This window comes from Peribacillus sp. NPDC094092, from assembly GCF_050279365.1.
GTDB lineage: Bacteria > Bacillota > Bacilli > Bacillales > DSM-1321 > Peribacillus.
Genome location: NZ_JBNNUC010000002.1, coordinates 73102 through 99509, shown reverse-complemented (window position 1 = coordinate 99509; position 26408 = coordinate 73102). Strand labels below are relative to the sequence as shown.

The window sequence follows — 26408 nt, the reverse complement described above, 5'->3', positions numbered from 1 at the left end:
CAAGTTATTTAAAAATATAACCAGCAGAGGTTCTCCATGCTAAGTTACGAAGGATTCACATTAATTATCATGCTCTTCATTTTAGCTCCCATCATGGGGGCTATCGCTCTTTTATTTCTATTCATATTCGAGAAAAGGATTGACCTTCTTGAAAATAAAAACAAAGAGATCCGCCTGGAGCAAGCACTGCAAGAAGCACAGTATAATAAATTGAACCAGCAAATCCAGCCACACTTTTTGTTCAATACGCTGAATGTCATACTGGGCTTGGCCCGCCTGAACAGGAAAGCTGAATTGATACGGGCATTGGAGGCATTTTCACAATTCCTGAAATTCAAATATAAAGCATCAGAACCATTGATCCCCCTTTCCCAGGAAATCCAGTATACCCAACATTATCTCGACATCCAGACCCTTCGCTTCGGTGATCGGCTCAAGATTGACATGGAGTGCCCGGAACGATTATCAAACGCACTTGTCCCGCCCTTCATCCTCCAGACATTGGTGGAGAATTCGTTTAAACACGGATTGGAAAAAAAAGTGGGGGAAGCCCTGCTGCATATCCGGTTCTATCTGGATTCACAGATGGTATATCTGGAAGTGGCGGATAATGGATTAATGGGAAATGAATCTTCCGTTACGGACGAAGGCGGCCATGGACTCGATAATATCCAAAAACGTTTATATTTGTATTTCAATGACCGTGCGCAATTGAATATAGCTTCTAATGAATCGGGAACTAAGGTAGAGGTATCATGGCCACTTGTTTTTGATAAGAAATTGGAGGAGGCGGAGCCGGAATGAATGTATTATTAGTCGATGACGAACCATTGGTCCTTGAACAAATGGAATATATGATTCAATCCTTATACCCTTTTTGGACGTTTCACAAAGCTGCTGATGCCTGTCAGGCACTGACCCTCAACCAAAATCATAAAATCAACCTCGCTTTCCTTGATATTAATCTGCCGGGGCGATCTGGTCTTGAATTTGGTGAAGACCTAAGGGCACTGAACAAAGAAGTCGAAATCATAATGGTGACCGCGCACCAAAGTTTCGATTATGCCCAGCAATCCATCAGGATAGGCGTGGTTGATTATTTAACGAAACCCGTCATAGAAAGTGATTTGCATAAAGTCCTGGCCAAGTATGACAAAAGGGAATCGTCTCAAAACTATTCAACCCTTATTCACCATTCCCTTTCATTCATTCACGAAAATTATGCCGAAAAACTCTCCCTTTCGGACATCGCTCGTGAAGTGCACACCAATCCGACTTATTTAAGCAGGAAATTCCATGAAGAAGTCGGCACTTCCTTTTCGGAATATTTAATGCACTATAGAATAAAGGCCGCTAAAAGGGCCTTGACCAATAACACCAGCTGGAGCATATCAGACGTCGCTGAAAACTCGGGTTTCAATAGCCAGCATTATTTCAGCACGTTATTCCGGAAGATAGAGGGAATCACGCCCAAGGAGTTCCGCGAGAAAGGAAAATGAACATTGCGATCACGTACATTTCAAGAATACGTTCAAGGCCCCATTCAAATCGGGATGGGTTTAGGGATCATCTCCCTGCTGGCACGCTGGGTGACAGGAACCACGATATTATCCTCCCCCGAATCGATGGTGAAGTATGGAGTTTTCGGAGGGATTGGATACGCCCTGATGGGAGCGATCGCCCTGTCCATGTTCAGCTTCATCGGGAAGAGGGTTCGGCAGGATTTCCCCGTGGGGTTGACCATCGGGGACTATTTAAAAGCCCGGCTTCATCCCCTTGGATATTGGATATTGATCGTGATTCTGGTCATAACCAGTTTACACATCTTATTCATTCAGGGAATGGCTGCGTCCACCCTATGTCAGTTTCTTTTCGATACCCCGCTGTATGTCGGATTGTTCTTTTTTTTCGGCTTTTGTGTCCTTTATGCTGGATTCGGCGGGTTAAAGCTCATTCATGGATTCGCCGCATTTCAAGTCATCTTCATGTTTGCCGCGGTAATCTTGATTCCTTTATACTTTTTCGTCAAGGAAGGGATTCAGCCTGTTTATGATGGGATTCGTTTATACCATCCATACATGCTCGTAATCAATAAGTATGATTTATGGAGTTTTCTTTTTGCAGGACTTATTGTCGGGTTCGGCCAGTTTTTCTTTGACCTGACATCATGGCAGCGATTATTCATGTTGGAAATGAAAAAGGTCCCCTTAACCTTCTCTTTATCCGGCCTGATCTGGATCATATTCCCGCTCTCCTTTTCATCCCTGTTCATCATGGTTATCTTTACGGGCGGCTTCACTGATATACACTCGATCCTGGCTGGATTGGCAAACAAAATAACGACACCATTCTTTTTCATCCTTTTTGTGCTCTGCGCTTTCAGTGCAATCACCTCAACATTCGGTGCCTGCCTGCATTCATTGGTAAGCCTGATCGTAGCCAATATTCTTGGACCATTACAAACAAAAAAAAGCGACCAGCAAAAAATAAGGATGGCCTGCCTGCTTTCCATCTGTATTGGAGGATTGATTTTCGTTGCTACACTCTTCTATTCCCCAAACCTATTGGAGCTCTTATTTTATTCAGGCAATATATACTCGGCATTGCTCGCCCCAATCCTGGTTATCGTATTCAGCAAGGGGAAAGTCGCGGATTACATACCGATAAGCGCGGTCCTGGCCATTGTGGCTTCATACATCATCAAGCCTTATGTAAGTGAATTCCAAAGCATTTGGTTCAGCGGATTGGCTTCATTGACGATCCTGGTGATTTGCATGATCTTTACCCTCATCAAGAAAAAATGGAGGCCCGTGAAAACAAAACGGGATTGATCAAGAAGGCGGATGGCAAAGTGGTTACATAACAAACACCTCTGAAAACCTCTGCGTGTATTTGGCACCGAGTTTTTCAGAGGTGTCCATATCACAAAATAAAAAAAGCCTAATCTTTATAGATCAAGACAGTATAGGGGTATTAACTATATTTCAAAGCAAAGTTAATTGAACCGAAGGTGCGAGACTCCTGCTGGAAAAGCGCGTCCAAGGGAGACCCAGGCGCAAAAGCGCCGAGGAGGCTCCCGGACCGCCCGCGGAAAGCGAGTGCCTGGAGCGGAAATCAACAAACCGTTTGCAAAACCAATTATCACTAGTTTGTCTACGCCTGGAATCCCACTAAAACTTAGCTTGCCACCTTCCTGAAATACCGATAAACCTTTTCCAGCTTTTGAGACTGTTTCCCCTTTGGGCTTTCCATATTACCGAATTCGAAAAACTTCACTTTTTTGATTCCGACAAAATTGAATAACGCTCTTTTCATCAAAATTTTATGCGCATCATTCAACCAGAGAAGCGGATACTTTGCAGGTCCCTTCATCGTGGACACACATACGACCGACTTTCCCTTTAGAAGACCCTCTGGGAACACTCCCTTTTTATCCCTGTAAGCAAAATTCGCGGAAAATAATTGATCAATGTATCCCATCAGCATGGCCGGAGGCCTCCCCCACCAGATTGGATAAACAAAGACAATCTTGTCGGCCCAGGTAATTTGATTTCTATATTTTTCAAGCTGAGGATCACGATGCATATCACGCCTTCTTTTATGCTCATTGAACTCCAGGAGCGGATTAAAGCCCTCTTCATATAAATCCAAGACCTGCAGCCCCTTTATGTTCGAATTCTCCTTACTGCCCTTGATGACTTTTTCTAAAAAAGCATGGCTTAAGCTTTTGTGATTTGGGTATGTGTAGATGACCAGCACGTTCATGACGTACCCCCTTTTTACTTATCAATTGATAACAATAATATAACAACACCTCCTTTTTGTTGTCAAATGATAATTGTATTTTGATAACACTTTTGATATCTTCACTAAAGAGGTGAAAGTTATGGACAAAAAAGCTCTTTTTGAAAAAATGGTCGCATTTACAACTTCCGTACATCAAGTGACACACGAATTGACCCAAAACGCCAAATCCGATTCCATCACGCCGGTACAATATAAAATCCTTGAATATATAACAGTCAGTCAGCCTGTCACACCAAGTGAAATCAGTGACTGTCAGCACATCTCCATGCCTAACACGAGCCGTGAACTGAAAAAATTAAGCGAAAAGAATTTAATTAAAAAAATAAGTGATTCGGAAGATAGACGGAAACAATATATCCGCCTTTCCAAAGAGGGGGAAATGATGATGAACGAGGCTTTTGCAATCGTGGAATCCCGTTTCCAAAGCCGGCTGCAACATGCATCAAAGGAAGATTTAGCGGATATCGACCGTGCCCTGGACATTCTTCAAACAAAACTTTTTTACTAAATAAAAAAATGGCTCCCGAGATGAAGTAGACAAAGAATCCACTTCAATTTCGGGAGCTCCTTCATAATCTCCATTATAATCAGGTACCGCAAAAGGTCCGGTATGGCTTTGTTGACTCAGGCAGTGCGGCGTATTCAGCTTGTTCCTCGCAGTGTGCATATGGTTTTGCAAGAACATCCAAAAACCGTTCCATCACGCTGTAGTCCCCTTGTTCCACTGCCGCTTCCAAAGCCTCTTCCACCCGGTGGTTCCGTGGGATCACTGCCGGATTGCTTTTCTGCATCAACTGTGCCGAAGATTCTTTCGATTCCTTCTGCCTGCCCAGTCTCGCCTGCCAAAGCTCTTGCCACTGAGCGAATTCAGATGTCCCGAAAAGGACCGTGTCCTCCACTTTATCAAAGGTCAAAGCACGGAACGTATTGGTATAGTCGGCACCATGCTTCTTCATCATACTGAGGATGCCATTAATAAGGGCTTCATCCTGGGTCTCTTCATTGAATATCCCCAACTTCGCCCTCATTCCCGCTAACCAATTAGCTTGATACAGATCGCTAAAAACAGAAATCTTATCCTGGGCCAGTGTAACGGCCTGATCCTGGTCATCATGCAACAGCGGCAATAGGGACTCAGCGAATCGCGCAAGATTCCATCCCCCAATAATCGGCTGGTTGCCATAGGCATAGCGGCCTTGTCTATCAATTGAACTGAATACCGTTGCAGGGTCATAGGCATCCATGAAGGCGCATGGGCCATAGTCGATGGTTTCCCCGCTAATCGTCATGTTGTCGGTGTTCATCACCCCATGAATGAAGCCAACCAGCTGCCATTGGGCGATGAGCTCAGCCTGACGCTTGACCACTTCCTGCAGCAGCGAAAGATAACGGCTTTCATCGGCTTCAATGTCCGGAAAATGACGCTTAATGGCATAGTCGGCAAGTGTCCGGAGTTCCTCAAGCGTGCCCCATTTTGCAGCGAATTGAAAGGTTCCGACACGAAGATGACTCGATGCCACACGGGTCATGATGGCACCAGGCAGCCCGGTTTCACGGATTACCGTTTCACCTGTCGTCACAACTGCCAGACTTCGGGTGGTAGGAATGCCGAGTCCGTGCATCGCCTCGCTGATGATGTATTCCCGCAGCATCGGTCCAAGTGCAGCCCGGCCATCGCCCCCGCGGGAGTATGGCGTTCTTCCTGGGCCCTTCAGCTGGATATCGACCCTCCCGCCTTCTGGCAAGACCTGCTCGCCAAGCAATATCGCCCGGCCGTCCCCTAACATGTTAAAATGTCCGAATTGATGCCCAGCATATGCTTGGGCAAGAGGCGAACCACCTTCGGGAACCCCGTTTCCGGCAAACACCGCCACGCCATCTTCACTTTGAAGCTTTTGAACGTTCAAACCTAGAGTATCCGCCAAAGGTTCATTCAGAATGATTAACTCCGGTGAACGTACAGGAGTCGGGTTCGTGCTCGTGAAAAACTTTTCCGGAAGACGCGCATAGCTATTGTCTAAATTCCATCCTGTTTCATTAGACATGGTTTCTCCTTTTCTTATTTTGACTTTTGTATACATGTTCTTTCCCTCAAGATTCATATTAAAACACACGATAAAACTCAGTTGCAGTCCATATTAATGTCTACTTCTGCCAATTAATTATACCGTTTCTTCATAAAAATGGCTCTTTTAAAGTAGCATTAAATCCATGATGACTCCCAGGTTTTCATAAAACGATACTCTAAAGCGGAATTCCAAAACTAACTGTTTTTATATAATGTCACACATTATATTTCGGCGAAAATGAAAAAAACTATTGTTTCATAATTGGCAACTAAGCTATTAAGTGTCCCCTTTGGATGTTTATCTAAAGGGGTGTTTTTATAGGAAAAGGAAAGAACATCTGAATTTAAAGGGGCACTAATGAACAAGTTGATTGTGGAGGATTGGAAGAAGGAAAGCCATGTATAAATAGTGTGTAAGTTTATGCTTTTTATGTAATAATTATTTTGTAGAAATGTAAATTACAATTCATACATAGTGAAGGTGGGGATCAAAATGGCAACGGGAACGCATACTGTAGTAGTTCCAGCAGACGTACAAGCAGTTTGGGATTATGTCAGTGATCTCGAAAAATGGGCAACGACAGTACCAGCCTATAAAGAACATGAAATCATAAATGATAAGCAATCTATTTGGACATTTGAAGGTAGTGTGAAAGGTATTAAAAAGACAATACAAGCGCAAGTAGATATTACCGAATGGAATGAACCTTCAAATATTAAGTTTGAACTAAAAGGTTTATCCGATAATTTCACAGGAAGCGGTCGCTTCACTGCAGAAGATGTTAATGGTAAAACACTAATGACTTGTACGGTGGAAGTCCATGCAGGCGGATTATCTGGTGCGGTGTTAACACCGATTATTAAATGGGCCGTTCCAAAAGTAGCATCTCGTTTAACAGAATCTATCGCACGTAAAATTGCAGTATTCTCATAGTTTTCAAAGATTGAAAGCCGATTTATTTTAGAGATACCTTCTCTCAAACATAGATGGTAACATTCTGAAGTGACCAATGTACTACTGGAGATTTTATAATTAGTAAAAAGGGGGCTGTCCAAAAAAGGATGGCCCCTTTTTTTCAATACTCCAGAATCGGGTGCTTTAATGGCATAAGGATCACCAAAATCATCAAACTTGTTTGAAAATCTCATACTTATCTAAAAAGAATAACTCCCATCCCGAACCATGATTTTAAAGAAGACTTGGTTATCCTTCATGTTTTTTTACTTTTTTAAATGGATAAAACCCTCATTTGGATTGAATAAATTGCGACACTCCTGCCGAAAACGAGACCCCACAGACGCTTGCTTTGATGAATCTTGGCAGACTGTCAGCGGAAAGGGGGCGGATTTCTAAAATCAACTGGCACGTTTTTCAAAGAAAAAAAACTGTAGTCAAACTCGCTTTCTTCGAATTTGTCTACAGTTTGAGCCTGCCGGTGATTCGGCAGCTTTTTTTTACATCTATGATTTTCCCAATCAGGTGAACAGAAACTTGCTGTGGAGCATTCATGTTTTCAGAATGCCTCCCACCTTTTTCTGTCTTCTTTCCCTCTTCCATTCAAGGATAGGCTTAATTCAGTAAAGTCAGGCTGATAAAGGCAATGCCAAATATACAGTACAGAATGAGGGTAAAGGGCTGGGGAAAAATAATATATACGATCATACTAATGATCATCAGCAGGATGCTGAAGGCATTTATCCTATCTCTCCACATACTCACCTTTGGTCAACTCCTTTTCCACAAGCGCAAGGTACATTTTCATCGCAAACTTCTTCCGGTGCTGCCTGTCCGGCTTTGAGGAAGCACTCCTCCCACAGTCAAAGCGAACATCAGCCAAAATAGAGTTTCTTCTTCATCCTTCATTCGACTTTGTTATAATGGCTTTATGCCTAATTTGTATTTTTCGTTAGTAAGTAAGCGACTGATAATTTATAATTATAAAATTGAACCCGCTAAACAGCCATGTAGCCAAAATGATAAATCCATAAAAATAATTTAAATATTCAGACTTTTTAAGGGGTATGAAGTGAATGATCTATAAAACTTTCAAGGTTGTATTAAGAGCCTTGCACAAAGGCCAAACCGAGGAATTCGCTTATGTTTTTGAAGGGAAAAGCTTGCTGATCGGCCGTGCAAGCCAGCACTCCAAAGCTGATTTCAAGCTTTACAATGACTTCGTTTCCAGGGAACATTGCCGAATTTATATGGAGGAAGGACAGCTCTTCATTGAGGATTTGGCAAGTAAACACGGTACCTCGGTGAACCAGATGCCGCTCGTGCCGGGCAATCCCTGTCACATTGAACCGGGGGATTCGATTACTTTGATCAATGGACTGATTGAATTCATGATTTCCATCGACAACGATTTAACAAGGGATTTCACTCCGTTGAACCCCGAGTTCCTGCAAACCGTCACTATCAATGAGCACCTTCAGACCGTGATCATCAATGAAGAAGCACCCATTAAAATGCCGACAAAGGAATTCAATTGCTTTAAGCTGCTTTATGAAAATTTGGACAACCTTATTTCTAAGGAAGAGATTGTCCAGCAAGTATGGCCAGAGAGAATCGGTGATCCCGAGCAAATTGTGACGGCAGAAGAAATCGCTTCACTGCTGTACCGGGTGCGGAAACGGATAAATGGGCACTTCGCAATAAAAGCCGTCATTCAAAAAGGATATTATATGGAATCCATCCATTCATTCAATCTATCGGACTTATAATGACAATCATACGAAGATATGAAAAAAAGCATTGCTGAAAACAATGCTTTTTTTCATGTTTATATCGAAGACGGCAGGCAGGTGTCCGGCCGGTCCATTATCATTTCTTCGGTAAGTCCAGATTAGTGAATTCATCGACTGGAACGATGTCTTCTTCCATATCCATCACCTTCAGCACAACCCGGTCCCCTACATTCGTCAACACAATATCTGATAGCGCATTGACACCAGGGTCCACCGAGAACCTCTTGGCATTGCCTTCGACGATTAAATGGAATACGTATCCATTGGAGAGATTGGCATCATTGATCCTTATTACCTTCCCCTTTATTTCTTTCATCTCAAAGCCTTTTTGAGGCGTCACACCGCTCACCTTCCCTAAAGAGGAAATCAGTTTTTTATAATTGCGGAAAGCTTCGTCTTTCGTTTTCCCAAAAACCACTTGGGGATTATCGCTATTGGCGTAAACGATTGCCACACCTTGGAACTTGCTGCCCTTTGTAACCGGAATCACATAAGTGGGAGCACCGTATATCGTATAGAAAATTCCATTAGTGGCTTTCCAGCCTGGATATTTAGACAAAAACTCACTCGCATTTGCGTTGGATTTTGCCTCCTTTCCAGTCAGAACGGACGTGACGCCTTTATAGTACGTCATTTCACCGGTTTTGGCATTGAACACACCATACCCTACAAGGGTTTTGGAGTTGCCTTTTGATTTAGCCCGGGTAAAGTCCACTACATAAATCAATTCGCCTTTTTCGTTAAACGTAACTTGCATATTATCCTCATTAGGAATCAGGACATCTTTCTTCGGTCCAATCAGGGACTGGTTTTTCCACCCGTGAACATATTTTCCCCAGTAGGTCCAATATTCCAGGGCTGTTTCCAATGTGAATGTCCGATCTACCCATTCAGGTTCTTTTCCTTTTGGATAGTATTTCGTGTCCCCCGTTTCCGGATCCACCAATACCACCCCGTCCACTACGGGACCGCTGCGGTATTTCAAATAATGTCCGACTGAAGCTACGAAGAAAGGCTTTCCATTTTCGTTCGGTTCCAAATAGGAATCATGGATGATTTTATTCGGATATGCCTTGCGGATGGTTCTTTCCAAATCATGATCGAGGTACTGTGAGGGAGCATACAGCATCTTCCCTTTGACAGTACTTGCCCCTTTATCCGTCGATACGGCGGAAATCAGATTATAACCTGGCGTGTATTCCGCTTTCCCGGCTTTCAAAAACCCGTCCATTTCAATGGGGGATGTATAAGCCAATTCATCATTGATATTGGTTAGACGGTATTCGCCTTCAGTGAAATATGATGCATTTTCTATTTTATTAATCGCTGCATCGCCTTTTGCGTCAGCCATTTTCACTGTAACAAGCGGCATGGTTTTTATATCTTGAACTTCCTCCAGCTCTTGTTTCTTATCGACCTTCGCCAATCCGTGCAGATCAGCGGCAAATGTGATCGGGTAAAACAGCATGATGACCCATGCCACTATCAAAACGACACCCAGCAAACTGTTGAAATGTACATTCCAAGGTGTTTTTGGTTGCTTCAAAGCTTCATTTCCCCTACGATTCCGTCGGGTGCTTGAAGATTCACTGGCACTGTACACATATATGCTTGAATCGATGATGAGAATGAGCCCTAGAATAATGGCAAAACTCGAAAAGAATGCAGCGGGAGTGAGGTCCAGCAGCATGATATCGATAACGAAAAAAAGTATGGCAGCAGAAACTAAAAGTCTAAGCACCTGTTCAATGAAAAAAGGTATCTCCTTTTTGGCGATTGCATTTGTCCATCTCTGCGGAATCAAGGAAAGCCCCAATATCGCAAATGGCATTTTCAATAAAATTCCTTTCAAGATGAAAACGAGCAGTGAAAGTATCATGGTTTTAAAAATCTCTCCTTGTCATGTATGTTCCCATATACCCATTTTATCACTTATGTACAACTAATTTACTATTTTTTAAATATATCGAACTAACGTAAAAAAACTACCGGAATCAATTGTTCCAAAGATGCTACTTTTATCGATTCAAAGTTTATATAGACTCTAGAAAAAGATAAAAGCCAAAGGGGGCCGAAGCCTTATGATTTATGAAGAAACTTACCAATACCTATTAAGAAATGTATCTTCCACTGAATTCGATACGTGCTTGTACGCCTTGCTCCACAGTGATTGGGACGGGGTCATCCAAAGCCCGCTTCATATGATGGCCCGAGGAGTCGGAACGACAGAAAAGTACTTAAGGCAGATCATCACTAAATTCACCGCACCACAAGGATCACTAAAAAAAGTGTTTGTGCCTGTTCATCAAGGTGAAGATACTTTATATAAGTTTAACCTTGGTCCTGCAAGTAATCTTGGCTATAACAGAAAGACAGACCGTTATTGCAAGAAATACCGATTCTTTTATTGCGATGCTTTCAAAACCTTAACGATTCATGGAAAACGGCTGCTGCTTATGGGCGCTTTCCGAATGTCCGTTTTGAAGTCTGAAGAAGTGCTTTTCGATTATCATGAAATCGTTCCTGATTCCAACTCGCCATTCACGAGGAAGCGCTTATTGGATGCAGTCGATGCCATCCATGACGCTTTAGGCCATGTAGTGACGATTTCTTTTGCTAGCAGGGCTTTTTCAAAGAAAGAAGTTCTGGTATTCATCTTTACCGAAGGCGTCTTGGAGCAGTATAAGGAAAATAGGGCAGAACGGACATGGCTGCGGAGAACGGTTTTTAACTCTGGCTACCTTGGGCATATCAATGATTCTGTATGCAGGGAATTGGAACGGGTAGGCAAATATATCTTCCGTTCATTTCTGCAGGAAACGAAAAACATCTCCACTGATATCCAAAAGGAACTGCAGAAGTTAGCCCGTTTCGTCTATTCTCATTCACTTAAGAAATTTGGCCAGGCGATTCCTGCCAATGAGCAGTTACTTCTTGCCCCAAAACAAGCCTCTGCTTATTTAAGCAAGATCATGTACAATGAAACATTGGAACAGATGGTCAAGTATGCCCACCAGGCAGAATCCATCAAAAGCCTGCTTGAACGCGTTCATTTTCATAGAAACATCTCCGAGAAAGCTCACTGCCGGGAAGTGAATGATTTGGAAATGGCTGAACATATCAAGCCCATTCACCAAAAATACCATCAAGCAGACTTCATCCGTCATGTACTGAACGACTGGTGCGAAACGTGGCTCATTTCCCGTGTAAAGACAGTGACAGAAGAATTCCGGGCTGAAGGAATAAGGAAAAGTACCGATGCTGATAAGCAGGCCGCGGCCGAATATATAACGCGCATCAGGAATGATACATATGACCAGTTGGACAGACTGTTGACCTTGCTTCTTAAATACGGCAATCATGCAGTTGCCCCGGCTGACCGGAACTTCCCTCTCACTAAGAAAAAGGAAACCCTCCAATCCTATTTTGCGATCCAAAAGGAGCGTCTCGACGTTCTTTCCATTTCCTCTTAAAAGCAAAGGTGTACGCCTTTTAATATGTCATTTGTTTTCCAAGAGAACGGATTCGTTCTCTTTTTTTTGCTTGTAAGGAAAGCCGACTGTGAATTGCAGAATGACGATTGTGGCTTGGTCATTGGCCCATTGTGGATTTCTCCCCTGAATTCGTATGTTGCATATGGATCTTGTGGATAAGGGAACTTGGTCAGCCGTTTTTTTTAACGGCAGGCCACGACCCCTGCATGGGCAAGGTTATTTATCTGGAGTTATCCTAAAGGTCTAAGAATGGGGCTATATAAAGGAACTGAAAAAGGTTTTGATCATCAGTATGAATAAGGTGTTGAATCTAGGCATGCAGCTATACGGGTAAAAGAAATGGGCCCCATTTAAAATGGAAAGCCCACATGTCTTGTTATGGCATTAATAATATTTTCCCCGAACTTTTCCGGCTTTCAAGATGTCTATGTGCATCCGCCCCATTTTCCAAAGAGAAAAGAGTCGGTTCTTTGATGAGGATTTCCCCCGCCATAATCCATTGGAACAGCTCTGCTGTTCTTCTTGTCCGTTCTTCATGGGTAGTCAGGACGTTCCAAAGGTCCCCGCCTATTAATGCTTTTGATGTATCCATTAACATTCTTGGATCGATTTTCTCTGGATCACCGCCTGCCATCCCAAAAAATACAACAGTTCCTCCAGTCTTGGTCGCCTCGAAACTATCCATCAAGGTTTGTCCCACTGATTCATAAACGACATCAACGCCTTTACCGCCGTTTACAGCTTTGGCGGAATCCACCCAATCCGATCCGTAAAGGAAAACATGATCCGCACCCATTTGTTTGGCAACAGCCGCTTTATCATTTGATGAGGTCAAGCCAATGACCTGACCGCCCTTCATCTTGATCATCTGTGTCAATAATTGACCGACTCCACCAGCTGCGGCATGGACCAGGATGGTTTCACCTGCTTTAACTTGATGACTGTCATGGGTTAAATATTGGGCAGTCAATCCTTGAAGTAAAACCGATGCGGCCGTTTCAAAGGAAATGCCCTCAGGCAGAGGTAACAGTTTATCAGCTGGAACTGAAACCAGCTCCGCATTGGCATGGGGAACATCAGCGAATCCGACACGATCACCGACTTTCACATGATGGACATCTTCCCCGGCATATTCGATGACCCCTGCCCCCTCATAACCTAGAATGAATGGGGGATCACCTACCAAATGATAATTCCCCTTCCTTCTATATACATCAGCAAAATTCAATCCGATTGCTTTCATTCGAACGATCACGGCTGTTCTAGAATGTTCAGGTTCTGCCATTTCCCTTACAGACAGAACTTCCGGCCCGCCGAAATCATCAAAGACAAGTGCTTTCATCATCCTAACTCCCTTCAATGCTTCTTCATTCTTTAAGATATAGGATGAACCCTTTGGTGGCAAGAAACACAAATAACCGCCCTGCCCTTTAAAGGCGAGAGCGGTCACTAAGTTTACTCAATCTGTATTGGAACCAGGGCCGTTCTTTCGTTTATTCGCAGAATATTCCTTACCGTGTGCTTCATGTTCTGCAATGATGTCCGCTTTCGGAATATGGTTATTCTTTTTCGGTGAACCGGTACGGTTACGATGTTTTTTTCCCATCATCTATCTCCCCTTCATTCAAAGCTATTTATGTTGAACTAATGTTAGCTTGTCCGATTACCACCGAAAATACCGGCAAAATAGGCACTTCATAATAAAGGAAAAACCGTCGCGGAGGCCGAATAGATGTAAAACTGATATATGAGGAGGGAAAAACATGTTTCCTGTATTGAACACGGAAAGGTTACGCTTTCGGGAAATTCATGAAGGGGATGCGGAAGCTGTCTTCCAATGCTTATCAAAAGATGAAGTCACCCGCTTTTATGGCCAGGATTCATTGGAAAATGTCGAACAGGCGAAGGATATCATAGCGTCTTTTGCGAAAAACTATCGTGAAAAACGTGCTATCCGATGGGGAATTGAAAGAAAAGATACAAAGGAGTTGATTGGTACCATCGGTTTTCATGCCTATAGCCCCAAATACAGACGGGCGGAAATCGGTTATGAAATCCATCCAGCACATTGGCGGAAAGGATTTGCGACAGAAGCTCTTAAAGAAATGATCGCTTACGGTTTCAACGGCCTTGATTTAACCCGCATCGGCGCGGTCGTTTTTCTGGAAAACCAGCCATCAAGTGAGCTCTTGCTTAAGCTGGGCTTCATTCAGGAAGGAATATTAAGGAGTTATATTTACCAAAATGGTATCCCTCATGATACATATGTGTATTCCTTGCTGAAGTGAATAAATTTGCAACACTCCTGCCGAATAAATGTCTAGCCAAGACCCCCGAAACGTTTGCTTTGATGAGGCTGGCAGACAGTCGGCGGAAAGGGAGCGGATTCCCGAAATCAACTGAAACTTATTCGGTTCTGTTCGGAGCATCCGTTTCCCCATTCCAATTACTTATCCAAGTCGAAAAAAACGGTAAATAAATTACCTATATATTCCATATTACCTACAAAAAAAAGTCACCAAACATGGCGACCCCAACTTCAAGATTTAGGTGACTATAAGATAGTTCTTCAAAGCCTGCTGCAGCGTACCCATTGTTTCTGCTTTATTATCGAGCTGAATCCCTGAACGGATCATTTTCGTAACAACCTCTGGGCGTAATCCAGTCACAACAGCTTTACACCCCATCATTGCCGTTCCATCGAGGATTTTCATCAAGTCATTGATCATCTCAACTTCCATTTCGATGATACCGGACAAATCCAAGATCAATGTCTGTATCCGCAGTTTCCCTATCTCCATCAATACTTTTTCTTCGATTATCTGTATTCGTGAATAATCGATTGTCCCAATTAACGGAAGGACACAGGTGGTGGAAGTGATTGGAATGATCGGGACGGATAGATTTTCCACCAAGTTTTGCTGAGCGAGAATCAATTTGTCTTTATAATCTGAGTAACTGACGAAAAAGGATTTAAGAAATACATCAACCTTTTCATTCACTATTTTCTCTAAATCAAAAAAGACCTTGGAATCCTCAATAAACGCTTTCTTTTCTTGTTCAAACTTATATAGAAAGGTCCAAAGCGTTCTGCGGAGGGCTTGAATCCATTCCAGCTTGAATGAAAGCGTCAAGGAGTGGGTGGCCCATGTAGCTCCCTCTTGTTCGGCAAAGGTAATCATATCCGTTTCATTCCGTTCCACTATATAACGGATGAGCTTATGTGCATTATTCAAAAGGTCGACATTTCCAATCAGCAGGATTTCTTCGATTTTATCCCTGACATTGACCGCTGCTGATAAAAGATATTCTTCGAACTCACTTTTATTCTGCAAAAGGAAATCCATAAACTTTTCTTCCTCATAAACAAAACTCACTCTTCCCCACTCCCTTTTTGAACTCCAACTGTGATTTTTGTTACTATTTACTTTCTATATGGGTGGAGTTTTTTCCTGCTAATTGCTCCTTATATAAAATAAAAACCGGTTACATCTCCTCACCAGAAAAAACATTTTTCAATGCGGAAGAAAATATTAGATGTGTGGACGATTTCCCATATTGAATGGCTTCATCGACGAAGTCTTCCAGTGTTTCCATGGAAAATGTACTTATTTTAATCAAATAGCTGTATTGACCGGCTAAGCGGTGGCATTCCAATACTTCCGGATGGTTCAAGCTAAATTGATAAAAGTCTTTGCATCTATCCGTTTCGAATAATATGAATGCCGTTATGCTCCTATCAAGTTTTTCAAGTGATATTTCCGTTTTATATCCTTTTATCACTCCGCTTTCCTCTAATTTATTCACACGTTCTTTCGTTGCTGGAGCCGTTAAGGAAACTTCCTGTGCCAGTTCTTTCATGGACATGCGCCCATTATTCTCCAGCAAGGAAAGGATCTTTTTATCCGTTCGATCCAATTCAATCACTCCCACTTTTTATTATTAAATGAATTCACATAAATACATTATAAAATAAACTGAAATGAAATGATTACGTAATTTATCGTATGTATTAGGGAATTCGCTTTTTATATAATAAATACAAATATAAATAAGGGGGATTCACGATGAAAAAAGTATTGCTGCTGCTATCCAATGGATTCGAAGCGGTTGAAGCAAGTGTGTTTACAGATGTATTGGGCTGGAATAAATTAGAGGGTGATGGTACGACTGATCTGGTTACGGCAGGACTTCATGAACAATTGACATGCACATGGAATTTCATCGTGCAGCCCGAATTGACCCTCGATCAAGTGAACCTTGATGACTTCGATGCTTTGGCCATTCCAGGAGGTTTTGAAGAAGCCGGTTTCTATGAGGATGCCTATGATCAGAGGTTTCTTGATGTGATCAAGCATTTTCATGATAAGAACAAAATCATAGCAACCATCTGTGTCGGTTCTCTCCCACTAGGAAAAAGCGGGATATTGAATGGAAGAAAGGCCACAACATACAACCATCCAACAAGTAAAAGACAGGGTCAGCTAAAAGATTTTGGTGCGATTGTCGTTAATGAACCGATTGTCATCACGGACAATATCATTACATCCTACAATCCTTCCACAGCATTCGATGTTGCCTTTATGCTCTTGGAAATGCTCACTTCCAAAGATAATTGTAAACATGTGAAGGAGTTGATGGGTTTCCATTAAGGTTGTTTTCCGCTCCAGTCACTCGCTTTCCGCGGGCGTTCGGGGAGCCTTCTCGGCTTGAGCCTCGGGGTCTCCTTCCAACCGTTCCAATCAACTTCAAGTTTTCTTAGAAAAAAACTGCAGGCAAACTCGTTTTTTTCGAGTTCATCTGCAGTCAGGGGTTCCGAATGAATTCGGAACCTTTTTCACGTTACTTCCAATAAGCCAATGAACGGGTTTTCATGGATTCACGGAACTGTTTTGTTGATTCTGGCAGGACTTTATTCGTTGCATAATCGATGATGACACCATACTGGCGAATGACATCCAGACTATCCAGCTCGCCATTGGCGAATTTATCTTCGACGCTTTGTATGTTTTCCTCAAGCCATTGTTTACGGTTGTTCCTGATATACGACCTCGCTTGTTCTGTTGCTTCAACATCTATTTCGAATAAATCGAGATCTTTATCGATTTCCTTGATTACGACTCCATAATCTTTTTTGGCTCGCTCCATTGAAACATACTCATCGATCACATCTTCCAAAACATCTTCGGGACTTCTTTCAAGCGGATCTCCCAGTCCCCCGCCCCCAGCGGATGGGCGTACAAAGGAATCTCCTTGCTGCACTTTCACATTTGAGAAAATCGCACCTAAATAGCGTTCGTCTTCCTTGCCCGGATTCAGCCATGCTCCATGCGGGGAAGAAGGCAGTCCCCCAAAAATCCCCCATGTTATTGAACGGGAACGGTCACAGCAATAGGACATGACGGTGTTTTTGACATTCGTGAGTGTACCGCCCTTTTCTACACCGCACCCGCCGCGGTATTTCCCCGGCCCGGCAGAGTCGGTGATGATTTCATGCTTCATCGTCACGACAGGTGATAATCTTTCTTGCCCTTCGCAAGGCTGTACACTTAGGCCCAAACCGAATGTCGGCGAAGTGGCATTCACACCGTCCCGGTCATAGCGGCCTCCATGACCGCCGGCCATCCAGTCATACCACATGAAGTATTTATCTTGCTCCTGGCGTTGATCCCAACCGCCGATAAGTAAATACTCCAGGTTAAATGAGCATGCGATGGCTCTTTCCGGCATGATATTGGACCAGAGTTCGAAGCACGCACTCATGATTTTTTCATAGGCCCCTGAACAAAAACCGGTTACGGCAATCGGAGCCGGCGCATTGACGACGGAGTTTTCCGGGAGCTCGATCTTCACCACCCTGTAAAAGCCGGAGTTCAGAGGTATTTCAGGAAAGAATGTCTTGGTTCCCGAGTATGCAGCTGATAAAGATGCCCCGAAACCGGCATTCAAAAAGCAGCCGATATAAGAATGCGATCCTGAAAGATCATAATGGATCTCGTCATCCGTGATGGTCATCTTAACACGGATCGGAATCAGGCCGTCCCCGGCTTCCGGGTCCATATCAATATAATCAACGGTTTCCCAGGTTCCATTCGGTAAAGCCGCAACCTTGGCCCTTGCCAAGCGCTCCACATAATTCTGCACTTCCGCAAAGGCAGACAAAGTCGTATCGATTCCATACTTCTCGATGATGGCAAACAGCTGGCGTTCGCCTACCTTGGCCGCTTCCACTTGAGCCCGAAGATCGCCGACACGTTCCTCAGGGACGCGCATGTTCGAAACGACCACATTGACCACATCTTTTAGAAATGTTCCTTTACTATATATCCTTAGCGGCGGAATCCTTACTCCCTCGCCGAAATGTTCCTTGGCATTGATATCGAATGAGCCAGGTGTCGAGCCGCCCATATCTGCCCAGTGGCCATTCGTCTGCATGAATGCAATGAGCCTGTTACCATGAAAGACTGGCAAGAGAACCCTTGTATCATTGAAATGAGTACCGCCCCGATACGGGTCATTGACCAAGAATACGTCCCCGGGATGGATATCACCCTCGAAGTCCTCGAGCACCGCCTTTGCCGTTAGATGCAGTGTCCCAACATGGACCGATATATCCTGCGTGCCTTGCATGACTGTATTCCCTTCTGCATCACAAAGCGCACAGCTGAAATCCCGATTATAAATGACGAAGGAATAGCATGTCCGAAGGATTTGTTCAGCCATCTGATCCACAAGGTTAACGAAGCCATTTTTTATCACTTCAAATGTCACCGGATCTAAACTTGTTCCAACTCCAGATTGGTCCATTAACTGTTTATTCGACAATGAGATCCACCTCTTTTTATTTATTTTGGGAAAGAATCAAGTTTCTGTATTTATCAACTTTTGCCGTGAAATTTGGCGGAATGACAGTCGTTGTATCAAGCTGATCGACTATGGCAGGCCCCGAGATTTCAGAAAAGGCCGGAATGAGTTCCCGGTTATACACGTTCGTAGTCACATACCCTTCCTCTTCGAAATAGACATCACGCGTTTCTTTCAAGGCATCAGCAAGTGTGCCCCCTGGTTCATAAGTCGGGAACTCAGGTTTTGGCACAGTTCCGATAGCCGTAACGAGCAGCCCGTATATTTCCACGGTCTGTTCTTTATCGGAGAAAGAAAATTCCCGTTCATGCTCTTGATGGAAACGGTCAAGTGTCTCTTCCATTGAAGAAATCGGGCAATCGACTTCTATCGCCAATGAACGCCACTGTCCCATATACCTCATGTCAATATAGCGCACCAATGTGGAAGCTTCCTTAGCTACCCCTTCTTCTTGCAATAACGCCGCGGCCTCTTTTTCCATTCCGATGAATTCCTTCTCTAAATCCTTTAATGATACATCCTTGACATTCTTGACATAGGTTTTGGATATATCATGACGAACATCGACCAACAGGCATCCCATTGCGGCGGCAACACCCGGGTGCGGCGGGATGATGACAGTCGGAATATCCATTTCCTTGGCCAGGTACGCCCCATGCAATGGGCCTGCCCCGCCGAAAGCCACAAGTGCAAAGTCGCGGGGGTCGTATCCCCTTCTGACTGAAATCAGCCTTAGCGCATCACACATATTGGCATTGGCCACCCGTGTGATGGCATTCGCCGCTTCTTCAATCGTATAATCGAATTTCTTGGCGATCTTATCCACGACTTCAATCGCTTTTTGTTTATCAAGTTCCATTTGTCCGTCCAATAGTTTTGTGCCAAGTCGTCCCAATACAATGTTCGCATCGGAATTGGTCGGTTCCACGCCACCCCTGCTATAGCAAGCAGGTCCAGGAACCGCTCCTGCACTTTGAGGGCCATTGCGTAATGAACCGCCTTCATCCACCCAAGCCAAGCTTCCTCCTCCTGCCCCTATCGTCAAGATTTCGATACTTGGGAAACCGATCGGATATCCATACTCGATATACCAATCTTTAGTAATCCGCAAATCACCATCATGCATCAAGGAAATATCCGTGCTCGTTCCTCCCATATCCAGCCCGATGGCATGATTGAACCCGCAAAGCTGGGCGATATGTTTACTGGCAATCGCACCTGCGGCGATTCCGGAACTTGCAAGCCTTGCCGCATAACGGGGTACCGTTTGGGATGTCATTACCCCTCCGCCGGAGTGAAGCACTAATATGTCATCCTCATACCCCCGTTTAGTCATTTCACCTTCAAGGGTTTTAATATAGTTGCTGACAGTCGGTCCTAAAACCGCATTGACGATCGTCGTACTCATGCGCTCATGCTCAAAAATCTCAGGAAGGACTTCACTTGAAATGCATATATAAACGTCCGGGAGCTCCTCCTGGATGATTCGTTTCACTTTCGCCTCATTGCTTCCATTTACATACGAGTTCATGAAGCAAACCGCAATGGATTCGGTACCGCGCCTTTTTAATTTCCTTGCCAGTGACCGTACTTCCTCTTCATTGATTTCCGTCAAGACATTCCCTGCAAAATCGATTCGCTCTTCCACTTCAAAACGGTCTCTTCTTTGGATATACGGTTTGGCTACATCATCATATGTATCCCATAACTCAAGCTTGGTTCCTCTGCGGATTTCCGATACATCCCGAAATCCAGCGGATGTGATCAATGCTGTCTTTGGCAATTTCCTTTCAATCAAGGCATTGGTGCCCACTGTTGTACCATGGGAAAATACTTTAATATTTTCACAATCTATTTCCGCCTTTGCAATTCCATCCAAAATGCCGATTTCGGGATTCAGAGGAGTCGACGATGTTTTCGTGATGGAAATTTCCTTCGTGCTTTCATCAAAAACGAACACATCCGTAAATGTTCCCCCTACATCAATTGCGAGCCTAGTTTGCTTCGTACCTATCATTTAATTCCCACCTCTGCTACAAGATTTAAAATAAATTCATACCTTTTGACATTGCTTCGTGCCCATTTCACCGCTTAATGGAACTGTGTGAAAGAGTGTCAGCCAGCCGCTGGATTTTCTTAGGCCAAAAAAGGAACAAGATGAATGATGAAATAAAAAAACCAGTCATATCAATAAGAAATCATTGATATAACTGGTTTTTGATCTAGGTTTAGCTTCGCTGGGCAGCGAAGTCTATTAGATTCGACAGTTATTTATAGCATTCATCTTTTAAATCACCAAGTCCCTTTAAGGCGATGACAGAGTAGTATTCGCTAGATAAAAACTCCCTGTTCACTATGGCTATATACTTTATCTTACGTCAATCCATCATAAAGTCAAGGTTATTTTTAGAATAGTCAAACAACTTTCAGGATTAAGAAGCGTACAAAAATCAGTGAAATCAAGTACCCCTGACTGTTTCTCCATGCTTACACAACATGATTATTTATCAGGTGTTTCCGATGTGCCTTCCTCACTGCTTTTGAGGTAAACTTCAGAAATTCCATTCATCCCTTCCAATAGTTGTGCTTTGGTATATTCCATACTGCCAACCAGTTTATTACCCCTCTTATCATCATTCTCTTCTGTAAGTGTAGATTCTGAATCAGTCACATTTTTCACCTCCATCATTTAGGATGGCAAATCAAGATGGATATATGTATGACAGGCGATGTTGTTAGACACCCTCAAAGGCCATTTTAGGTAAAGAATGGAATCTTCCAGCAGAATCTGTACTTAAATAAGCGAGAAAAGATTATTTTATGAATCTTTTTTTAAAAATCAGCTGTTTTCATGGAACTAAAGGGATATACTATAGTTTAGCTTTTATTACATTTTTGTTAGTATTTTTCTTGCCACACATTGTGTAATATTTTACAAGTTTTTCTATTTACATCAACAAAACGCTTATTGCAAAGGAGAATTGGATATGTCAGAAACGATTACCCAATCAAAAGCTGAACAACTTAATGCCAGCCAAAAACAATTAGATGTACTGGACCAATTATTAAAGCCTGAGGTTCAGGAATCATTGAACACTTTAGTTGAGCAGTTACCAAAACTAACTGAATTAGTGAATATTTTAACAAAGTCTTATGATTTCGCTCAATCGGTTGCGACTGATGATGTTTTGAAAAATGATACGGTCAGCGCCATTTCAGAGATCGCGACACCTGTAGTCCATTCAGTGAAAGGGCTTGCGGCTACTGCCATCGAAGCCAAGGATCGTGCTGAAGTGAATCATGACGTGATCGGTCTTTTTGGTCTGTTAAGAATGATGAAAGACCCTCAAGCACAAAAACTTTTCCGTTTCGCCCAAGCTTTTCTTGAAGTCTCTTCAGAACATAAAAACCAAAAATAATTTGAAAACTTTCAATCAGTAAGGACGGGGGATTAACTATGTCAAAACAAATCGTCATCTTAGGTGCAGGTTACGCTGGATTGCTATCTGCCTTATCCGTACGTGAATATTACAAAAAAGATGAAGTACAGGTTACAGTGGTGAACCAATTTCCAACACACCAAATCATCACTGAATTGCACCGTCTTGCAGGCGGATCCATTTCTGAACAAGCCGTTTCCATTCCGTTGGAAAAGCTTTTCAAAGGAAAAGATATCGACCTTATCATTTCCAAAGTGAAGTCTTTCTCCGTCGATAACAAAGAAGTGAAACTTGCCAATGGTTCCACTTTATCTTATGATGCCCTGGTTGTTGCTTTAGGAAGCCAAACAGGATTCTTCGGCATTCCGGGACTTGAGGAAAACAGCATGGTCCTGAAATCCGTAAACGATGCAAACAAGATTTACAAACATATCGAAGATCGCATCCGCGAATATGCACAAACGAATAATGAAGCGGACGCAACCATCGTGATCGGCGGCGGCGGATTGACGGGTGTCGAGTTAATCGGTGAAATCGTGGACCATTTCCCTAAAATCGCCAAAAAATTCGGAGTGGACTTCAAGGACTTGAAAATCAAGCTTGTAGAAGCTGGTCCAAAAATCCTTCCGGTCCTGCCTGACCACTTGATCGAACGTGCGATGACAAGCTTGGAAGCACGCGGCGTTGAATTCTTGACAGGTCTGCCTGTAACGGGTGTTAAAGGAAATCAAATCGAATTGAAAGATGGACAAACGATAACGGCCAATACGCTTGTATGGACAGGCGGAGTTGCGGCTCTTCCTATCGTAGGCGAATCAGGCCTTGAAGTGGATCGCGGCAAAGCGACCGTTAATGAGTATTTGCAATCCAAATCCCATCCTGACGTATTCGTTGTCGGGGACAGTGCCGTTGCGTTCCCTCCAGAAGGCGGCCGTCCATACGCCCCTACTGCACAAAATGCTTGGCAAATGGGTGAGCTAGTCGGATACAACCTTTATGCAGCCTTTGAAGGCAAGAAACTTGAAGAATTTTCACCTGTAAACTCAGGTACACTTGCGAGCCTGGGCCGTAAGGATGCGGTGGCAACCGTTGGGGCCAATAACACTTCCCTTAAAGGCCTGCCGGCTACATTGATGAAAGAAGCAAGTAATGTTCGCTATCTATCACACATCAAAGCCCTATTCAGCCTGGCTTATTAATTCATTATCGCCGTGATCTGTTCACGGGTACATGCCCTTTATTCCCATTTGGGAGTAAGGGCATTTTTCATTTCGAAAAGGCGGGCACCCGCTATAGGGTTCCCGCCATCTTTCACTTTATATCACGATCTTCGATGTCATCATTTTTAAGAATCCATTTCGAAAGATCGAAATGGATTCTTTTTTACAGGGATATTTGAACTTACATTTTATTCGGCGCAGAAATTCCCAATAAACTTAGCGCATCCTTTAATACAATCGCTACAGAAAAAGCGAATGATAGCTTCATTTGTTTCCATTCATCTTCAACCAAGATTTTCGAATGTGCATAATACTTATTGAATGCACGCGATAAATGCAGGCTGAATTTGGCGATTTGAGAAGGATCGGCTTGTTCAAATGATTTTTGGACAATGATCGGGTATTGCTCCAACAGCTGGATGACAGGCCACGCATATTCTCCTAAAGCTTCAAAAGTGATTGCCTGCTCTTTAAATTCACCTTTTTCAAGCAATGAGGAAATCCGTGCAAATGTGTACTGTACATATGGACCCGTTTCCCCCTCAAAATTCATCATTTGCTCTAATGAAAAATCAATATCGTTCATGCGGTTATTTTTTAAATCATTAAAGATGACCGCCCCTACACCAACCTGTCTTGCAACCAGTTCCTTCTGTTCAAGCGCTTGATTTTTTTCTTCAATATTGCGCTTCGCCGTTTCGATCGCCTCTGCCAATACATCCGCTAGCAGCACGACTTTCCCTTTACGTGTCGACATTTTCTTGCCGTCTTTTAACATCATGCCAAATGCTACATGCTGCAAATCTTTTGACCAATCATATCCCATTTTTTCAATGACGTTAAAAAGTTGCTTAAAGTGCAGGGATTGTTCATTTCCGACAACATAAAATGTTTTCTTCGCCCCATACTGTTTTTTACGATACATGGCTGCAGCCAAATCACGCGTCGCATAAAGTGTCGCCCCATCGGTTTTCGTAATCAGACAAGGAGGCATATCTTCCAATTCCACGACATAGGCACCTTCGGATAGGGAAAGCAAGCCTTTTTCTTTTAGCTCCCCGACAACAGCATCCATTTTGTCATTGTAAAATGCTTCGCCGGCATAGGAGTCAAAACGGATGCCCAATAAATCATAAATCGTCTCAAATTCTTTTAAAGACGCATCCCTGAACCATTTCCACAGCGCCAGTGCTTCCTCGTCCCCATCTTCAAGCGACTTGAAGCTGGCGCGTGCTTGTTCATTCAACGATTCATCCGTTTCAGCTCTTTCATGGAACTTCACATAGATTTTCAATAATTCCTGGATCGGCGCAGCTTCGATGGCCTCTTTATCGCCCCACAGCTTATACGCGACGATCAACTTGCCGAATTGCGTGCCCCAATCTCCCAAATGATTAATACGCACGGCATTGTAGCCATTTTTTTCGGCAATGTTAGCCAGTGCATTCCCTATGACCGTTGAGCGTAAGTGTCCCATGGAAAAAGGCTTGGCGATATTCGGGGATGAGTAATCAATCACGACATTTTCCTGTACAGGCTGCAGAGAACCATACTGATCCTTTTCCTTTAATATCGTTTGCAGCACGTTTTCCGTCACCATCTGTTGATTGACGAAGATATTCAGATAACCACCCACAACGTTCACTTCTTGAATCAACTCGCTGTTCAATTGCTGGGCTATTTCAGACGCAATCACTTGAGGCGATTTTTTGAATTTCTTTGCAAGAGTAAAGCATGGAAAGGCGACATCACCTAATTCCATCAATTTAGGCTTTTCCATTAATTTTTCTATATCACTTGCTGGCATTTCATTGTTCAAAGCAGTTGAAATCAATTCTGCAATTGGCTTATTCATCGACATTTTCCCTCCTAAACAAAAAAGCCCCCGCCTCTAAATAAGAGACGAGAGCATGAATTCCCGTGGTACCACTCTAGTTGCCACAAATTGTGACCACTTTCCATTGTTAACGAGGTGACTCCCCGATGTTCCCTACTAAACGTTTCAAGAAATTTCTCCAAAGTGCGCTTCATTCATCCGTCCTGCATTAGGCTCCCACCATCCCTAACTCGCTTTCCATTTCGAAATGAACTACTCTCTTCATCACAGAATTTTCAATATTATAATTTAATCCATCGTACACAATTTAAAAATACGTGTCAACAGGATTTTAGAAACAAATCCTAACCAGCCGGCACCTTCATTTTATCCTTGATGGCCGAAAAATATTTCCTTACTGTCCCCATTGTGTCGCTTTGCTTATTGGACGCTTCCATTTTGGATTGACCATCGGCCAACAGCCCTAACACTCCCATTTCCCGGTCATTATTGCCGGGAGAATCATCTATAAGTTCTGGGGAGTAAATTCGCTTGCCGCCCATTATGCCGCGAATCGAGCAGGCTAACTCTTCACCCGGGCTATCCTTCAATAAATAACCACTTACATTAGCTTTCAATGCAAGTTGAAAATGACCAGTCTTTCGAAATGTCGTTAAAATGACCACTTTGCATGCATATGACTTTAATGCTTCTGCTGCCTCAAGTCCGCTCATTACAGGCATCTCCATATCCATGATACACACATCAGGCTGTAAATGGCGGACAAGGGCCATCGCTTCTTCCCCATTGCTGGCTTTCCCGACAATCTCTATATCTTCTTCAAGATTGAGTAGAGAACTTATTGCCTCTAACAGCATTTGCTGATTCTCTGCAATGACAATTCGAATCATTTTAAGTTCTCTCCTTTATCGAGTTCCTAATATGAAGCAA

23 protein-coding genes and 1 other annotated feature are annotated in these 26408 nt (G+C 43.2%); of the genes, 11 read left to right on the top strand and 12 right to left on the bottom strand.

Translation table 11 applies throughout. The annotated features are described in order from the left end of the window. Positions 1-36: 36 nt before the first annotated feature. The 3 genes from ACQKNS_RS09450 to ACQKNS_RS09440 are packed head-to-tail and all read left to right on the top strand — an operon-like array spanning position 37 to position 2831. Complete coding sequence (locus ACQKNS_RS09450) at positions 37-804, top strand: sensor histidine kinase (protein ID WP_427642335.1); 768 nt, start codon at positions 37-39, stop codon at positions 802-804. Continuing rightward, a complete protein-coding gene (locus ACQKNS_RS09445) occupies positions 801-1499 on the top strand; it encodes a response regulator transcription factor (protein ID WP_427642332.1) in 699 nt (232 codons plus the stop codon). The genes ACQKNS_RS09450 and ACQKNS_RS09445 overlap by 4 nt, the downstream gene beginning before the upstream one ends. 3 nt (positions 1500-1502) lie before the next feature. After that, positions 1503-2831 carry a sodium:solute symporter family transporter gene (locus ACQKNS_RS09440; protein WP_427642330.1) on the top strand — a complete coding sequence of 443 codons (1329 nt, stop codon included), beginning with the start codon at positions 1503-1505 and terminating at the stop codon, positions 2829-2831. 346 nt (positions 2832-3177) lie between these two features. Here ACQKNS_RS09440 and ACQKNS_RS09435 read toward each other — a convergent pair whose 3' ends face one another. Beyond that, positions 3178-3765, bottom strand: coding sequence for an NAD(P)H-dependent oxidoreductase (locus ACQKNS_RS09435; protein ID WP_427642328.1), 588 nt, complete (start codon positions 3763-3765; stop codon positions 3178-3180). A gap of 121 nt (positions 3766-3886) precedes the next feature. Between ACQKNS_RS09435 and ACQKNS_RS09430 the strand changes: the two genes are divergently transcribed. Continuing rightward, positions 3887-4315 (top strand): MarR family winged helix-turn-helix transcriptional regulator, encoded by a 429-nt coding sequence (locus ACQKNS_RS09430; RefSeq protein WP_427642326.1) that lies wholly within the window; start codon positions 3887-3889, stop codon positions 4313-4315. A 79-nt stretch (positions 4316-4394) separates the two neighbouring features. Here the strand turns inward: ACQKNS_RS09430 and ACQKNS_RS09425 are convergent, their stop codons facing one another. Next, a complete protein-coding gene (locus ACQKNS_RS09425; RefSeq protein ID WP_427642324.1) occupies positions 4395-5852 on the bottom strand; it encodes a protein adenylyltransferase SelO in 1458 nt (485 codons plus the stop codon). A gap of 516 nt (positions 5853-6368) precedes the next feature. Here ACQKNS_RS09425 and ACQKNS_RS09420 point away from each other — a divergent pair. Both ACQKNS_RS09420 and ACQKNS_RS09415 read left to right on the top strand, forming a co-directional pair. Beyond that, the gene (locus tag ACQKNS_RS09420; RefSeq protein WP_427642322.1) at positions 6369-6809 is read left to right on the top strand and encodes a CoxG family protein; all 441 of its coding nucleotides are present in this window, start codon (positions 6369-6371) and stop codon (positions 6807-6809) included. Between the two features lie 1097 nt (positions 6810-7906). Beyond that, a complete protein-coding gene (locus ACQKNS_RS09415) occupies positions 7907-8599 on the top strand; it encodes an FHA domain-containing protein (protein WP_427642320.1) in 693 nt (230 codons plus the stop codon). A 100-nt stretch (positions 8600-8699) separates the two neighbouring features. Here the strand turns inward: ACQKNS_RS09415 and ACQKNS_RS09410 are convergent, their stop codons facing one another. After that, positions 8700-10502 carry a hypothetical protein gene (locus ACQKNS_RS09410; RefSeq protein WP_427642317.1) on the bottom strand — a complete coding sequence of 601 codons (1803 nt, stop codon included), beginning with the start codon at positions 10500-10502 and terminating at the stop codon, positions 8700-8702. A 202-nt stretch (positions 10503-10704) separates the two neighbouring features. On the opposite strand from ACQKNS_RS09410, the gene ACQKNS_RS09405 reads away from it, so the two are divergent. Then, positions 10705-12096, top strand: a complete 1392-nt coding sequence (locus ACQKNS_RS09405) for a hypothetical protein (RefSeq protein ID WP_427642316.1) — start codon at positions 10705-10707, stop codon at positions 12094-12096. Between the two features lie 397 nt (positions 12097-12493). Here the strand turns inward: ACQKNS_RS09405 and ACQKNS_RS09400 are convergent, their stop codons facing one another. Then, positions 12494-13459: a quinone oxidoreductase family protein gene (locus tag ACQKNS_RS09400; RefSeq protein ID WP_427642315.1), complete on the bottom strand. Its 966-nt coding sequence runs from the start codon at positions 13457-13459 to the stop codon at positions 12494-12496. Positions 13460-13576: 117 nt separating this feature from the next. Further along, on the bottom strand, positions 13577-13723 hold the full coding sequence (locus tag ACQKNS_RS09395; protein ID WP_141994063.1) for a hypothetical protein: 147 nt from the start codon (positions 13721-13723) through the stop codon (positions 13577-13579). 157 nt (positions 13724-13880) lie between these two features. Here ACQKNS_RS09395 and ACQKNS_RS09390 point away from each other — a divergent pair, with 157 nt between their 5' ends. After that, entirely contained in the window at positions 13881-14405 is a 525-nt protein-coding gene (locus ACQKNS_RS09390) for a GNAT family N-acetyltransferase (protein ID WP_427642313.1), read from the top strand. Positions 14406-14663: 258 nt separating this feature from the next. On the opposite strand, the gene ACQKNS_RS09385 is transcribed toward ACQKNS_RS09390, so the two are convergent. Together ACQKNS_RS09385 and ACQKNS_RS09380 are read right to left on the bottom strand one after the other, a co-directional pair. Next, positions 14664-15494 carry an STAS domain-containing protein gene (locus tag ACQKNS_RS09385; RefSeq protein WP_427642311.1) on the bottom strand — a complete coding sequence of 277 codons (831 nt, stop codon included), beginning with the start codon at positions 15492-15494 and terminating at the stop codon, positions 14664-14666. 109 nt (positions 15495-15603) lie between these two features. Further along, positions 15604-16035: an Lrp/AsnC family transcriptional regulator gene (locus ACQKNS_RS09380; protein ID WP_427642309.1), complete on the bottom strand. Its 432-nt coding sequence runs from the start codon at positions 16033-16035 to the stop codon at positions 15604-15606. A 149-nt stretch (positions 16036-16184) separates the two neighbouring features. Here ACQKNS_RS09380 and ACQKNS_RS09375 point away from each other — a divergent pair, with 149 nt between their 5' ends. Next, positions 16185-16769, top strand: coding sequence for a DJ-1/PfpI family protein (locus ACQKNS_RS09375; RefSeq protein ID WP_427642307.1), 585 nt, complete (start codon positions 16185-16187; stop codon positions 16767-16769). A 190-nt stretch (positions 16770-16959) separates the two neighbouring features. Here the strand turns inward: ACQKNS_RS09375 and ACQKNS_RS09370 are convergent, their stop codons facing one another. From ACQKNS_RS09370 to ACQKNS_RS09360, 3 genes are all read right to left on the bottom strand, one after another. Beyond that, positions 16960-18924, bottom strand: a complete 1965-nt coding sequence (locus tag ACQKNS_RS09370) for a hydantoinase B/oxoprolinase family protein (protein ID WP_427644145.1) — start codon at positions 18922-18924, stop codon at positions 16960-16962. Between the two features lie 34 nt (positions 18925-18958). Continuing rightward, the gene (locus tag ACQKNS_RS09365) at positions 18959-20998 is read right to left on the bottom strand and encodes a hydantoinase/oxoprolinase family protein (protein ID WP_427642305.1); all 2040 of its coding nucleotides are present in this window, start codon (positions 20996-20998) and stop codon (positions 18959-18961) included. A 483-nt stretch (positions 20999-21481) separates the two neighbouring features. Further along, positions 21482-21652, bottom strand: a complete 171-nt coding sequence (locus ACQKNS_RS09360; RefSeq protein ID WP_427642304.1) for a hypothetical protein — start codon at positions 21650-21652, stop codon at positions 21482-21484. Between the two features lie 316 nt (positions 21653-21968). Between ACQKNS_RS09360 and ACQKNS_RS09355 the strand changes: the two genes are divergently transcribed. Together ACQKNS_RS09355 and ACQKNS_RS09350 are read left to right on the top strand one after the other, a co-directional pair. Next, positions 21969-22400 (top strand): DUF1641 domain-containing protein, encoded by a 432-nt coding sequence (locus ACQKNS_RS09355; RefSeq protein ID WP_427642302.1) that lies wholly within the window; start codon positions 21969-21971, stop codon positions 22398-22400. A 38-nt stretch (positions 22401-22438) separates the two neighbouring features. Further along, positions 22439-23620: an NAD(P)/FAD-dependent oxidoreductase gene (locus tag ACQKNS_RS09350; RefSeq protein WP_427642300.1), complete on the top strand. Its 1182-nt coding sequence runs from the start codon at positions 22439-22441 to the stop codon at positions 23618-23620. 202 nt (positions 23621-23822) lie between these two features. On the opposite strand, the gene argS is transcribed toward ACQKNS_RS09350, so the two are convergent. Beyond that, positions 23823-25502, bottom strand: a complete 1680-nt coding sequence (gene argS / locus ACQKNS_RS09345) for an arginine--tRNA ligase (protein WP_427642298.1) — start codon at positions 25500-25502, stop codon at positions 23823-23825. 34 nt (positions 25503-25536) lie between these two features. Then, positions 25537-25755 (bottom strand) — a binding site (T-box leader). Positions 25756-25822: 67 nt separating this feature from the next. Then, entirely contained in the window at positions 25823-26368 is a 546-nt protein-coding gene (locus ACQKNS_RS09340) for a response regulator (protein ID WP_427642296.1), read from the bottom strand. Between the last annotated feature and the right edge of the window lie 40 nt (positions 26369-26408).